A 12,922-nucleotide genomic window follows, 5' to 3' on the forward strand; every position below is an offset into this window, starting at 1 on the left:
CTGCGAGGTCATCTCCGAGTATACCCGCGGTTTTTTTGGTCGCTACTTGTGTCATGGTTGAGACATCATCCATAAGTACTGAGATATCATCTAATAGTGCTAAAAGTCCTGCTGCCATGTGTATCCTTTTTAAATGCTATTTTAGCAGTTAGATTTTAAAGTATAAGATTTTTTATGTATTACAAGCAGATTTAAATCCAAGCACATTGATCTTGAGATAGGATATCTCTTTGAAGACATCTAAAAATGCCCTAATGGTATGTTAAAAGTATCCATAAAAGTATTGACTTGATCAACTTTCATCACGCTTATGTGCATTTTTTGCTGCGATCCACTGAGACATGTATTTGGTACTCATCATAGAATGATGTTTGAGCATGGCACCCGTAAAATTATTCAAGCGATGCTGTACAATATTGTCTTCTGTTTCAGTTATTTTTTTGATGAACTGTGGACCTAATGACTTACTGTCGTATCGTGCTTTTAAAAGAGAAACAGCATTTTGTTGTGCTTCAAGCCATGCCTCTTCATCATTATACAAATGAACAGCTGCTTCTACAAATTTAGTGATATCATCTGTGATGACACCTGGCCAGGGCTCTTCTTGATGCATGCCTTCACTGCCTAGATATGTCGTAATGCTTGGCGTCTGCATGATCATCGCATCCAATAATTTACCTTTGATACCTGCACCAAACCGTATGGGTGCCAGACAAATACGGGATTTCTCCATCACGGACAACGCATCTTCCGTCCATCCTTTGATGATGAAACCTGTTTTAGGGTTATGTAAAGCAGTCGCTTTTGGAGGTGGATAAGAACCATAAATATGTAACTGGGCTTCAGGGATCTGTTTTCTTATCAAAGGCCATATTTTTTGTAGATACAACACCACATCCCAATTGGGTGCATGACGAAAATTACCGATCGTCATAAAATGTTTGCGATCAGAAAAAGAGGCTGTTTTGACTGGACACTTTTCCAGCTCAACCATAAAGGGTAAATGGTGAAGTAGAGAAGCATCTATTTTAAAGGTATCTACCAATAGTTGCATTTCATAACTGGAAATGATCAAAGAGATGTCGCAGCGTAAGATGGCAGCTATTTCCCGTTTTGCCAAATCGCTGAATAGGTCTTCCTTTGTCAGTTCACGTTCAGATTTCAGAGCATGATGACGTGCTTGACGCAAACATTGCAGATCTTCTGTGTCCAATATCTTCAATGCATGGGGGCAATTCTTTTCGACTCTCCATCCAAACTGTTCTTCCATCATGAAACGGTCAAACATGACTATGTCGGGTTGATACTGAGTAATATAGGTATCAAAACTATCGCAATTGAGCGTAATACTTTGACTTGAAATGCCTTCATCAGCTAGTTCGATCATATGTTCAGTTGGTTGTGAAGGTGTAGCAAATTCAACTTGCCAGTTTTGTTTTTTATAGAGGCGTAAGATAGACATCATATGGCTGCCTGCTGCTGATGAGTTTGGCTCAGGCCATACATAACCGATCACTAAGACTTTTTTCATTGAATTACTTTTTCATATTAGAGGGAACAAGATACATTTAATTCAGGCAAGTCCATTTCCAAATAACTTATCTCTATAAGCACATTTTGACGGAATGCATCAAGAGGGGAGCGTATGGAGTAGTATGCCCAACGGCCTTTTCTTTCTACTCTTAAGAAGCCTGCTTCTTTAAGGATCTTAAGATGGCGTGAGATACGTGACTGTATCATGCCAAAGGCTGACTCTATGTCACACACACATACTGCGCCATGCTTGTCTATAAATCGTAGTAGTTTGAGTCGGGTTTCATCGTTGAGTGCCCCAACGGTCTGTAAAAAAGTATCCATGTCGCTAGTGTAGCGTAATATTTTGTATGTATCAAGATATATTGATCCGACTTCTTTAATCCATATGCACAAAGAATCAGGAGTGATTAAAATATCTAGTTCTGTGGTTTTATGGGGTCTTTATGGGATGCTTATTATTTAGAAAAAGGCCTAAAGCCTGATATCAGTACCCATCGTCACACTTCCATGGATACCGGTTTCTGTGTCTGCAACTATTTCAGTAGCACTCACACCATCTCCTGAAACAACTACCCCACCTATACCCGCACCGATTCTTGGTGAGCAAGCAGTTAAACATAGCACCAGAAAAAGAGCTAAACTAAGGATCTTCATACTTCTATTTTCCTCTATAGAAAAGTAAAAAAGCACCGAGTGAAGCAGCTGAAACGATTATAATAGATGCTCCGGAAGTTAGATCAAACGTATATGAGAACCACAGTCCTACCAGTGTAAAGAGTGTGGCGATAGCTCCTGAGAGAAACATCATGGAAAAGAGAGAACTTGAAAGCTTCTCTGCAATGTAGACAGGGATGGTAAGCATGGCAATGACCAGGATAAGTCCTACCACTTTGATGGCGATGACTACAGTGAGTGCAGAGAGTATAAGTATGAGTGTGTAGAAAAACCTTACATTTACATCACGCAGACCGGCATATTCACTGTCATAGGAGACGGCTAATATATCTCTGTACCAGAAGGTCACGACAAAAAGTATAAGTACCAGTAAAGCCCCCATAAAGTACAGGTCTTCAGAGCTTACAGCCAAAATAGAGCCAAAGAGGTAGCTCATGAGATCTACATTGTATCCTGGAGTAAGATCAACAAATATCACACCGATTGCCATACCAACAGCCCAGATGAGTCCGATGAAGGTATCCATGCGGTGGCGTTTTTTCAGTGTAAGTGATGCTATGAGCAGGGCAGCTCCTACAGCAAATATGGAAGCACCCAAAAAAATGGGAAGGCCAAAATAGACCGCAAGACCGATACCTCCATAAGAGGTATGCGCGATACCTCCTGCTAAAAATACCATACGATTTACCACTATAAGTGATCCTATGATTCCTGCAGCAAAACTTACAAGTAAACCTGCAAGAAGGGCATGTTGCATAAATTCAAACTGTAAAGCTTCAATCATTTTACTGCCCTCCATTTTAGTGTTTCGGGTTCACATGTATCACAACTCTCAGAACCCAACATTTGTAAAAGTTCTATCTCACAAAAGTGTCCATCCGTCCCATGTGTGTGGAATGTTTTCTGTTTGTCTGAAATATCATGATAGGAGAGGGTTTTATTTATATGGGCTGCTTTTTTTGCATACTCCAAGATAACAGAGATGTCATGACTGACCACGATAATAGTAATGCTTTCATTGAGTGTTTTGATCAGTTCATATATTTCTTTTTGTCCTGCGATATCTATACTTGATGTAGGCTCATCAAGTATAAGTATTTGTGGGTGAGCACAAAGTGCACGTGCTATCATAACCCTTTGGCGTTGTCCCCCTGAGAGTGAACCTATTTTGGTTTGGGCAAAGTCTTCCATACCTACTTGTGATAAGGCACCCATAGCACAAAGTATTTCATCTTTACCATAGCCAAATAATGGTCTCTTACTTCCTACATGACCCATCATTACGACTTCAATGACCTTTATGGGAAAGTCAGTATTGATATTGGTATTTTGTGGAACATAGCCTATGTGTGTAAGACTTTTAGAAGGCACTTTACCCAACACAGAAATAGAACCTTTTTTTGGTTTGATAATGCCTAGTATGAGTTTGAGAAGGGTAGATTTACCCCCGCCATTTGGCCCGATGATGGCTAAGAAGTCTTTCTCTTCTACCTTTAGATTAATGTTTTCTAAGATCATCTGCTTGTCATAAGCAAAAGAAACATTTTTGATATCTATGATAGACATCCTAGTTTTTACCTGCTATTACTTTGGCAATGTTTATAAGATTCTCAGACCAGTTCGCAGACAGAGGACTTACTTTTACTACAGGTATTTGTAATTCTTTAGCTATTATCTTGGCTACTGTATCTGAAAACTCCGGCTGCGTAAAGATGGCTTTGACTTTCTCTTCTTTCGCTTCTTTGAGTAAGTATATGAGTTCTTTAGGCTTAGGTTCTTTACCTTCAACCTCTACTGCTACTTGTTCCATATTATAGGCTTTGGCAAAGTACCCCCAGGAAGGGTGAAATACCATAAACTTTTGTCCTTCTTCAAGAGAGGAAAGGATATCTATGATCTGTCTGTCTGTCTCATCTACGGAAGCTAAGAATATATCGAGATTTTTTTTATAATAGTCTGCATTTACAGGATCTTCTTTTTTTAACGTATGGTAAATATTTTGAGCAATGATCTTTACATTAGAAGGAGCAGTCCAGACATGAGGGTCTTGACCTTCATGTTTATGCTCTTCATGTGCACTATGATGTTCATCATTTGCTTCACATTCATGCTTACCCTGCATTTGTATTTTTGTAATGTTGTCCGAAAGATCGATAAGATGCATTTTAGGATTCAGGCTTTGAAATTTAGGCAGCCAAACATGTTCAAATTCTACATCTATAGCAAAGTAAAGGTCTGCTTTAGCGATCTCTACCATCTGTGAGGGTTTAGGCTCATAGGTATGTGGTGAGTTTCCAGGTTGTACCATAAGTGATACAGCAACCTTGTCTCCTCCTATAGATTTGACAAATGTTTGAATAGGTAAAATGCTGACCACAGCATTGATATTAGAAAATATATAACTGGTTAATAGTAAGTATGTAAGTGCGATTTTTTTCATGCTGGTATTATAGCAAAATAGTATTATGTGAGCAACTATCTAAAGTATTTAGGCTTATTTGATACAATGTAATAATTGCGTTTTTCTATTAGATTCTGATAGAGAGATATCACGTACGATAGTAAAGGACAAAAATGTATTTGGTAAAAAACATATTCCTTATAAGTTGTTTACTCACTTCATTGCAAAGTTCAGATGAATCCAATGAAACAAAAAGTACGGTTTTTTTTAATTTTGATAAACAATTGTTTATCAGTCAGGAAGATGGAAAGTTGGATATCAGTGATTTTCTCTCAACCAAATATGGCTTTATTCCTATGCCGATCATAGTGACTGAACCTGCAGTAGGATATGGGGGTGGGTTGAATCTTATGTTTTTACACGATAGTCTTGCTTCAAGTGTTCAAAGAAAGTCACCTCCCTCTATATCTGGTGTAGTAGGAGCAGGTACTGAAAATGGTACGTTATTTGGTGCAGCTTACCATTTAGGTTTTTGGAAAGAAGATACTATTCGTACTGCATCAGCAGTGGGTGCAATGGATCTTAATATGAATTTCTATTTACGTAATCTCGGGGTTGATATGAATTTAAAAGGGTATGCAGCATATCAGGAAGTGATGTTTAGAATTGGAGAAAGTGATTTCTTTTTAGGTGGTAATTATCTTTATGTTGACATGGAAAGTAAGAGAAATGATGGTGCACTACCAATACTTGACAGATTTTTCGAACGTGAGCTAAAGATGGGTGCTTTGTCTGCCGTAGCTCAGTATGACACACGTGATACGATCTTTACGCCTTCAGAAGGACTGTTTGCCAAGGCTACACTAAGACGATTCGATGAGAATTTTGGTGGCAATGAGAATTTCTGGCGCTATGGGGCGAAAGCATTTTATTTTCATCCATTGTTTGATAACGTGACACTTGGTTTAAGGCTTGAAGGTGAAGCGGTTAATGCTTCTGATGGAGATGATGTTCCATATGTAACTTATCCTTTTATAAATATGCGTGGTATACAGGCCATGCGTTACCAGGGTGAGAAAATGATGTTGGGAGAGGTACAAGTTCGCTGGGAGTTCATAGAGAGATGGAACATGGTCTTTTTTGGAGGAACGGGAAAAGTATTTGGCGACGAATATCGATTTAAGCTTGGGGAAGGGGCTGTGAAAGAGAGTATAAGTTTTCAGGATGCCCCTTCTCATGCAGCCGGTGGTGTTGGCTTCCGTTATGAATTGGCAAGAAAATTTGGTCTTTGGGCCGGGCTTGACTTTGCAACCAATGAAGAAAATGATTTTGCATTTTATATTACTGTAGGAAGCGCATGGGGGGCATACTAGCTCTTAATCCATCCAACTGTACTGCCAGACTACGGCTATAGCATCAAAATCACTTCCATATCTGACGTTAATACCTTTACTACCATATACTTTAAAGGAGTTTTGTTTATCTATAGGCATGGCAAATGTCATTCCCATACGGCTATTTCTCAACTGATTATTAGTCCCAATGCCATCATTGATATATTCTCCACCTCTATAGTAGGTTCCACCTACGGCTAACCACATACCTCTGCGAAATGTATAAAGCGCATGTACCTGGGCTGAATATACGGGATCTTGTTTTCTTTTGATACCACCATAAAAATCATCATTGGTACTGTAAAATTCTGCATCTGCTGCAAACTCAAATGTATAATCAGATACTCTTTTAGAGATGCCTATCGCGGGTTTAATAGCCCATCTATTTGTCCCTATATTAACCAGACGAGAACCGTCATATTGGCCTGTTGGAAGTGTTGCTTGTATACTTACGCCTACAATAGTATCTTGTTTATAGGAAGCAAACTCCTGAAGTGACAGAGCTGGGGCACCCAGCAAGTTGAAGGTCAGTCTTATTTTGGTATCAGCAAGACCATCTACATCTCGACTCACATCTATCCCATACTGTTCTGCTGTACCGGAAAGAGAAGCTATAGGGAGCATAAGATCAAACTTTGCATTATGACCTAAAAAATCAAATGATCTTCCATAGGCCAATAGAGCACTACTTATCTTTAGGTTTGGATCTTCTAATCCAAGTGATTGGTTTTCCGGTATAGCTCCTTGTGTATGTCCATATCCTATAAATATAACATTTGCATCAATAGGAGTATTCGCGTAAAGTTTAGGTTCAAGAGTCTGTGCAGTAAGGGATTGGATAGAGATAGCGAAAAGTATTATAGGTAATAATTTTTTCATGATATATCCCTTCCTGCTTCTGTTTCGGTAGTATGACATATCGTTTATAAAGAGACACCTAATCCAACATCTTCAGACAAGATGATATCACTTTCGTTGAATACTATACTGGTCTCTACAGGATGAGAAGCTAGAAGACTGATCGCATCGAGGTCAAGCATGGTGATGATGTCCGCTTTGGCAGAAGCCACATGGACACCTGCAGCTACACTAATGGGACCTTCGAGCATACAGCCTATCATACATTTCACATCAAATTCTTTTGATAGATCTGCTAGTTTTAAAGCCTGAGTGATACCTGCAGTTTTAGCCAATTTGATGTTGACGTAGTCTATAGCTTGCATTTCAAGAAGTCTTTTCGCATCTTTGAGTGAAAATATGGACTCATCTGCCAGTAAGGGAGTCTGCACTCTCTCTTTGATATATTTCAAACCATCTATATCATCTGCTGCTACAGGCTGTTCTATAAATTCAGCGATAATATCTTTTTTTTCCAAAATATGTAGGAGCATTACACTCTCTTGTGCCGTCCATCCTTGGTTAGCATCTAGTCTTAGCTTGATGTTGTCATCCAAAGCATCATGTATAGCAATGATGCGTTCAATATCTTTTTTCGGGTTATCACCTATTTTGATCTTCAGTGTGTCATAGCCTAGACCTACAGCATGAAGAGAGTCTGATATCATCTTTTCAATTTCACCCATACTAATGGTAATGTCGGTTTTGAAAGTTGTATGTGTACCACCAAGCATTTTATATAGAGGGAGTTTTTCTGCTTGAGCTTTCAAGTCATAGAGGGCTATCTCAAGTGCAGACTTGGCGGTGGTGTTTTTGAGTATAGATGTGTGTATATTATTTAATATCATATCAAAATCTGCTATCTCATGACCTATGATAAAAGGCTTTATATAATTGATAGCTGCGGCCATAGTACCCATTGTCTCACCTGTGATCACAGGAGTGGGGGCACCTTCACCATAGCCTATAGAACCATCATCACACTCAATGATGACCACAAGGTCTTCAAGTGCATCTACACGGCGTAAAGAAGTGATAAAAGGGTTCTTAAGAGGCGCTTTTAGTGTAATGGTTCGTATGTTGCTTATTTTCATTAGGTAAGACCTAGTATTCCCAAAAGCCATGGTAATACACCGAGTGCACCTGTACCTACTTTTTCTCTCTCATGCTCTTCTACCGATATAAATATCTCAATTTGATTGATCTTATCGAGTATTTCAGATTTTGTTTCAGTTTTGACCGCTTGAGTCATATGTAGATCTTCCAGCTTTTCGTCAAGCTTCTCTTTATCTTCAAGTGCCCTGTTCCTCTCATCATAGATCTGTTTTACCTCACCGTCCTTTTCACTAAAAGGGTTGTACCTATCAATAAAACTTTCATCCAATGAGTCAATTTTTTCCTCTTGCAGTTTAACAGCTTTCGTTGCTGCAGGTATCTCTGTGTTTTGGAGTAGATCAATATGTGTTTGTATTTCGTTCAGTGTAATCTGTAGCGTACTTAAGGAGGTTTCGACTTCTATTTTTTGTTTCCTGAGTTCAGAAATTTCAAGCTCATATTCTTTCATAAGTGGATCATAGTAAGATCGATGATAGGCAAGGGAGATGGCAAAATACAAAATACCTAAAGCACCCAAAGCCAAAGTAAGCCATTTGAGAACAAAAATTACGGATAAGAAGAACTCTTCTTTTACTTTTTGCATATCTTGTTATGTTCCTTGAATGATTGATCTGTACATTATATATCGGTTATTATAACAAATATATCTAATCTCGTTCCCATGGAAAACGTGGAACGAGAAAAAAGTTAAGTCACAAGGGATAGAATACTGTAAAGAACTATTCAGAGATCAGTTTATCTCTTGCTCTTCTTCTTTGAATTTGTCAAAGTATTTACTAACAATCGTTCCAGCTGGCATACTTTCAATTTTTGAGAAAATGACATAACTAATTACAGCGTGGATAACTAAAGTAATTATCAGACCTTCAAAGATACCAACTTTAAATACCAATCCAGCACAGACCGTTGCAAGAAGTACAGCATAAGGCCCAAATGTAGCAACGTGTAACAAGCCCAATACCATCTTGATACCAACAAATGTCATAATAATTGCCAATGCAAAGTAAGGTAAATAATGTAAATACTGAACGTTAAACACAAAGAACGTTATTAATATACCAATCACCAATACCGATAGTTTAGTATAAGCGCCTGCTAGACGGTTTGTTGATGACTTTGCTAACCCATCAAGGTTAGTCATACCACCAAAGAAACTCGCACCCATATTGGATACCCAGATTGACAACAAGGAATTGTTAGAATGAGATGGACGTTTCAATGGGTCAATTTTTTCAATCGCCGCATTACTCATCACCTGTTCAATAACATCAACAACAGCCAGCATTAATGAGAAGAAGATCGCATAGACCCATAAATATACAGAATCAAAATCTGGTATTGGCAAAGCAATGTTGAAAGTAACATCTTCCACTTTAAGCATGTTTACATTAATAAACATAGAAGCTATGATACCAAATACAATCAACGTAAAGTACGGTAACGCGGGTTTTGTATCTTTAAATTTTCTAAACAAAAGAAGAAAGAGAATTGATCCCATTACAGACAATAAAATGATTTGAATACGACCATCACTCCAAAAATCTTCACCAGCGGCAATATCGGCCGGCAACATCCAAAGGAAAGGCAAGAATTTAAGGGCGATCTTTAAACCGATACCGGCCAATAACCCTTCAACTAAGTAAGACGGAACAGCCATTAAGAGATAGCGTTGCCAGTCAAACTTCCATATCAGTGCTTGAAATGACGCCGTCATAAAAATAATAAAGGCCATGTTTTCCATACCGAAGGTTGCAACACCCATCGCAAGAATCGGAGCTAAACCTGCTGCAATTCCAGGAGCTCCTATATAGTTACCCGGACGGAATAAAGCAAATAAGAATGCTATGAAGGATGCAAAGGCAACCGTTGCAAGACCTACTTGAATTGGATAATCTGACATCATGGCAATACCAATAGATAATGGGATTGCCATGGTTGCTGTAATCACACCAGCTTGTACATCACGACCTGCATATTTCGCAACAAATGCTGCAGAACCGTAATCAACCTTCTGCTCTTGCTCAGTATTTATATTTTTTTTCATCATACTTTTATTATACCTTTATAATGTTGTTTGTCTATTTTAGCCAAAACCCAGATCGAATTATGGGAGATGAATCAGTTTGAAATTTATTGGTGAGTTGTAGCTCAGAGCAATTTGTATCAAGGTCGGGGAATGATTCCCAAAATAATTCAAAGATTATTATATAGTATACTGCCTATAAAACTTAAAATAAACGGACACTAAAAATGCTTTTTATATAAAGCGTTACCATATGAAAACAAATATACCTTGTGATCATCCAGCGATCATCTCCAAGACTTTTCCCACCATCAAACCACCAAATGTCCCTACGATGTATCCCATCATTGCCATAAGTACACCTATTGGGATGAGGGCTTTTGAATAAGCAGAGGCCAGGATAGGGGCAGATGCTACACCACCTATATTGGCTAAAGAAGCGACACCTAAAGAGAAGAGGTCAAGTTTGAAAATTTTTGCAAAGAGTATCATAATGCTTGCGTGTATAGCGATGATCACAAAACCGGCTACGATGTAGAGAGGTGCTTCGGTCAGTTCGGTAAAGTTGGCACGTGAAGCGATGAGGGCAACAATGAGATAAAGCATCATATTTCCCAGTTGTGAGCCTCCCGACATCTTTGCTAATGGTGTCATCGCGAAGAGGGTACCTGCCACTGTAGCGATGATAACTATCCATGTTGTCGTTGTCAGAAAAGATGTTGTAGGCATAAATGAAGCCATATATTGTGCTAATACAGAAACAAGCAGTGAACTACCCAATAAAATACTAAGAGAAATGAAATTTATAGGTTTTTTATTTTCTTCTTTACGTGCCAGTTTTTCTCCTACTTCATCTATAATAGAAGTATTGGCATTGCTCCATACATTAAATGTTTTAGCAAAAGGCACAAGAGCAAGCAGAATCATGACCCAAATGGCATAGTCAATTGAATCGATGAGAAGAGTGTATCCCATGGCAGAGTCTGGTAAGTTCAAGGCACCTTGGATGGCTACCATATTGCCAGTTCCTCCCATCCATGAACCGCTGAGCGCTGCAAAAGCTTTCCATGCGTCAGGTTCAAAATAGGTATGGAATAGGGTAAAAGTACCTATGAAGCCAATGGCAATACTCGTAGAGGCTAAAAAGAATGTGAGTAGCATCTTTTTACCTAGTTTAAAGATCTCTCTCATGTCAGCAGAGAGTAACATGAGGAAGATCATAGCTGGTAGGAGGTTGGATTTTAGAAATTTGTAGGTAGCCGTTACTGATTCACTTTTTTGCCATAGACCAAAGGTAGAAAGGAGCATGACAGCAAAATAGATGATCACAATCGCTGGAAGGTACTCAAAAAATTTGTGTCGAGACTTTTTTTCAACTAATACGATAGAAGATGCGACGAATATAAGTACAGCTAAGTAAGCAAATCCATTTTCTACCATATAGCTATCCTCATTTTTTCTACATTCTTACGTGTCATTATACCGTATGCACTGCCAGTTCCGATAAAAAACACCAGAATCCAATGAATGTAAAACGTAACAATTTTTTTTAATATACTGTTTACTGGTCTGTTGCATGGGGTAACAAGAAACAAAGTGGATTACGCTATAATTTTCACTTTAAATACCAAAATAAGAGCCGTCATGAAAAACTTCCTTTTTATCCTTGCCCTTAGCACTTCTCTCATAGCAGGACAAGCAAAAGACTTTGACTTTAATATAACGTCTACTACAGAGTATACTATGGAAAAGTCCCTCACAGATGAAGAACTGCGCAATAGGATCATCTATGCAAACCTTATAGGTGCGGCCGTTGTGACTGCTTGGGGTGTTGCATTCTGGGATTATTTTACAACGGATCCTGTTATGGCAGATGAAGGCTGGTTTGGTGACGATACAAAGTATGGTGGCGCTGATAAGCTGGGTCATGTTTACTCTACTTACCTGTTATCTCTAGGTTTTGCATCTCTTTATGAGTATTGGGGCATGAATGAAGAAGAATCAATGATCTACGGTCCACTTAGCGCCTGGTTCTTTCAAGGGATCATGGAAATGGGAGATTCCTTCAGTGAATTACAAGGCTTCTCATATGAAGATATAATCATGAACACTGTTGGGGCAGGGTTTTACTATGTAAGAGAGAAGTACCCGTCTGTTAAGGAAAAACTGGATCTTCGTCTAGAGTATATACCAGACTTAAATGGTGAGGATCCTTTCACCCAATACAACAATATGAAATATGTTCTTGCCGTAAAGTTCAGTGGGTTTGAGAGTATGGAATCAAACTTTTTACGTTACGGTGAACTTCATCTGGGGTACTACTCTCATGGATATCATAATTATTATGATTATGAACAAAAAGAAAGAGTGCTGTATGTAGGTATAGGTATCAATGTATCTGAAGTACTTTCATCCATGGGATGGATCAAAACCAGTAAAGTGTTCAACTATTATCAATTGCCATATACGTATGTCCCATTTGGATATGATTTTGACAGCGATAGTTATGTAGCCCCATACTCAAGACCTTATCGCGGATATACAAAATAGTTTTACTGTTCTCATGTTGTATGTGATAGCCCATACTTAGATAAAATAAATATATACCGTAACTTAGAAAATCTGTGCTTTGCCACTGCTTAACGAAAATGGTTTTCCAAGTGGTACCTTCATATCAAGATCAGTGTTGAACAAGTGCTTGCTATGGTTCCGAGAGCGTATCCAAACCACTTCAGAACCATCATGGAAATAGAAGAAGCGTGATTCACTATCTAATAATGACACATCATCGATTGATCCCACATTGACAAAGAATGTGCCACCAAGATCCTTGTTAGCCGTTGATGGACCAGAGATCACCTGTGGTAAATGACTGTGACC

The 12,922-nt window shown here is 38.6% G+C and carries 15 protein-coding genes; 2 read left to right on the forward strand and 13 right to left on the reverse strand.

What is annotated here, in order from left to right; all coding sequences use genetic code 11:
• The 7 genes from WBM70_RS08565 to WBM70_RS08595 form a co-directional block, all read right to left on the reverse strand.
• Positions 1-118: DUF808 family protein (locus tag WBM70_RS08565; protein WP_424558104.1), on the reverse strand; the 118-nt coding region annotated here is incomplete at its 3' end.
• Between the two features lie 174 nt (positions 119-292).
• Entirely contained in the window at positions 293-1,531 is a 1,239-nt protein-coding gene (locus WBM70_RS08570) for a glycosyltransferase (protein ID WP_424558090.1), read from the reverse strand.
• Between the two features lie 17 nt (positions 1,532-1,548).
• Entirely contained in the window at positions 1,549-1,857 is a 309-nt protein-coding gene (locus tag WBM70_RS08575; protein WP_424558091.1) for an ArsR/SmtB family transcription factor, read from the reverse strand.
• A 150-nt stretch (positions 1,858-2,007) separates the two neighbouring features.
• Positions 2,008-2,190, reverse strand: coding sequence for a hypothetical protein (locus tag WBM70_RS08580; protein ID WP_424558092.1), 183 nt, complete (start codon positions 2,188-2,190; stop codon positions 2,008-2,010).
• Positions 2,191-2,194: 4 nt separating this feature from the next.
• Positions 2,195-2,995 (reverse strand): metal ABC transporter permease, encoded by an 801-nt coding sequence (locus WBM70_RS08585; protein WP_424558093.1) that lies wholly within the window; start codon positions 2,993-2,995, stop codon positions 2,195-2,197.
• Positions 2,992-3,777: a metal ABC transporter ATP-binding protein gene (locus WBM70_RS08590; protein ID WP_424558094.1), complete on the reverse strand. Its 786-nt coding sequence runs from the start codon at positions 3,775-3,777 to the stop codon at positions 2,992-2,994. The genes WBM70_RS08585 and WBM70_RS08590 overlap by 4 nt, the downstream gene beginning before the upstream one ends.
• 1 nt (position 3,778) lies before the next feature.
• A complete protein-coding gene (locus tag WBM70_RS08595) occupies positions 3,779-4,651 on the reverse strand; it encodes a metal ABC transporter solute-binding protein, Zn/Mn family (protein ID WP_424558095.1) in 873 nt (290 codons plus the stop codon).
• 134 nt (positions 4,652-4,785) lie between these two features.
• Here WBM70_RS08595 and WBM70_RS08600 point away from each other — a divergent pair, with 134 nt between their 5' ends.
• Positions 4,786-5,985 carry a BamA/TamA family outer membrane protein gene (locus tag WBM70_RS08600; RefSeq protein WP_424558096.1) on the forward strand — a complete coding sequence of 400 codons (1,200 nt, stop codon included), beginning with the start codon at positions 4,786-4,788 and terminating at the stop codon, positions 5,983-5,985.
• Between the two features lie 3 nt (positions 5,986-5,988).
• Here the strand turns inward: WBM70_RS08600 and WBM70_RS08605 are convergent, their stop codons facing one another.
• From WBM70_RS08605 to WBM70_RS08625, 5 genes are all read right to left on the reverse strand, one after another.
• Positions 5,989-6,885: a transporter gene (locus WBM70_RS08605; protein WP_424558097.1), complete on the reverse strand. Its 897-nt coding sequence runs from the start codon at positions 6,883-6,885 to the stop codon at positions 5,989-5,991.
• A 44-nt stretch (positions 6,886-6,929) separates the two neighbouring features.
• On the reverse strand, positions 6,930-7,997 hold the full coding sequence (locus WBM70_RS08610) for a dipeptide epimerase (RefSeq protein WP_424558098.1): 1,068 nt from the start codon (positions 7,995-7,997) through the stop codon (positions 6,930-6,932).
• Entirely contained in the window at positions 7,997-8,602 is a 606-nt protein-coding gene (locus tag WBM70_RS08615; protein WP_424558099.1) for a hypothetical protein, read from the reverse strand. Before WBM70_RS08615 ends, WBM70_RS08610 begins: the two co-directional genes overlap by 1 nt.
• A gap of 147 nt (positions 8,603-8,749) precedes the next feature.
• Positions 8,750-10,063, reverse strand: coding sequence for a SulP family inorganic anion transporter (locus WBM70_RS08620; RefSeq protein WP_424558100.1), 1,314 nt, complete (start codon positions 10,061-10,063; stop codon positions 8,750-8,752).
• Positions 10,064-10,318: 255 nt separating this feature from the next.
• Complete coding sequence (locus tag WBM70_RS08625) at positions 10,319-11,482, reverse strand: DUF819 domain-containing protein (RefSeq protein WP_424558101.1); 1,164 nt, start codon at positions 11,480-11,482, stop codon at positions 10,319-10,321.
• 204 nt (positions 11,483-11,686) lie between these two features.
• On the opposite strand from WBM70_RS08625, the gene WBM70_RS08630 reads away from it, so the two are divergent.
• A complete protein-coding gene (locus WBM70_RS08630) occupies positions 11,687-12,592 on the forward strand; it encodes a DUF2279 domain-containing protein (RefSeq protein ID WP_424558102.1) in 906 nt (301 codons plus the stop codon).
• A 63-nt stretch (positions 12,593-12,655) separates the two neighbouring features.
• On the opposite strand, the gene WBM70_RS08635 is transcribed toward WBM70_RS08630, so the two are convergent.
• A partial coding sequence (locus tag WBM70_RS08635) for a hypothetical protein (protein ID WP_424558103.1) occupies positions 12,656-12,922 on the reverse strand: 267 nt, incomplete at its 5' end.

It is taken from the genome of Sulfurovum sp., assembly GCF_049668085.1.
In the GTDB taxonomy this organism is placed as follows: domain Bacteria; phylum Campylobacterota; class Campylobacteria; order Campylobacterales; family Sulfurovaceae; genus Sulfurovum.

What these genes read in the sequence shown, in the direction of transcription:
- WBM70_RS08585 (WP_424558093.1), bottom strand. Translation starts at nt 2,995, where the DNA reads ATGATTGAAGCTTTACAGTTTGAATTTATGCAACATGCCCTTCTTGCA.
- WBM70_RS08615 (WP_424558099.1), bottom strand. Translation starts at nt 8,602, where the DNA reads ATGCAAAAAGTAAAAGAAGAGTTCTTCTTATCCGTAATTTTTGTTCTC.
- WBM70_RS08575 (WP_424558091.1), bottom strand. Translation starts at nt 1,857, where the DNA reads ATGGATACTTTTTTACAGACCGTTGGGGCACTCAACGATGAAACCCGA.
- WBM70_RS08595 (WP_424558095.1), bottom strand. Translation starts at nt 4,651, where the DNA reads ATGAAAAAAATCGCACTTACATACTTACTATTAACCAGTTATATATTT.
- WBM70_RS08630 (WP_424558102.1), top strand. Translation starts at nt 11,687, where the DNA reads ATGAAAAACTTCCTTTTTATCCTTGCCCTTAGCACTTCTCTCATAGCA.
- WBM70_RS08610 (WP_424558098.1), bottom strand. Translation starts at nt 7,997, where the DNA reads ATGAAAATAAGCAACATACGAACCATTACACTAAAAGCGCCTCTTAAG.
- WBM70_RS08580 (WP_424558092.1), bottom strand. Translation starts at nt 2,190, where the DNA reads ATGAAGATCCTTAGTTTAGCTCTTTTTCTGGTGCTATGTTTAACTGCT.
- WBM70_RS08590 (WP_424558094.1), bottom strand. Translation starts at nt 3,777, where the DNA reads ATGTCTATCATAGATATCAAAAATGTTTCTTTTGCTTATGACAAGCAG.
- WBM70_RS08570 (WP_424558090.1), bottom strand. Translation starts at nt 1,531, where the DNA reads ATGAAAAAAGTCTTAGTGATCGGTTATGTATGGCCTGAGCCAAACTCA.
- WBM70_RS08600 (WP_424558096.1), top strand. Translation starts at nt 4,786, where the DNA reads ATGTATTTGGTAAAAAACATATTCCTTATAAGTTGTTTACTCACTTCA.
- WBM70_RS08625 (WP_424558101.1), bottom strand. Translation starts at nt 11,482, where the DNA reads ATGGTAGAAAATGGATTTGCTTACTTAGCTGTACTTATATTCGTCGCA.
- WBM70_RS08605 (WP_424558097.1), bottom strand. Translation starts at nt 6,885, where the DNA reads ATGAAAAAATTATTACCTATAATACTTTTCGCTATCTCTATCCAATCC.
- WBM70_RS08620 (WP_424558100.1), bottom strand. Translation starts at nt 10,063, where the DNA reads ATGAAAAAAAATATAAATACTGAGCAAGAGCAGAAGGTTGATTACGGT.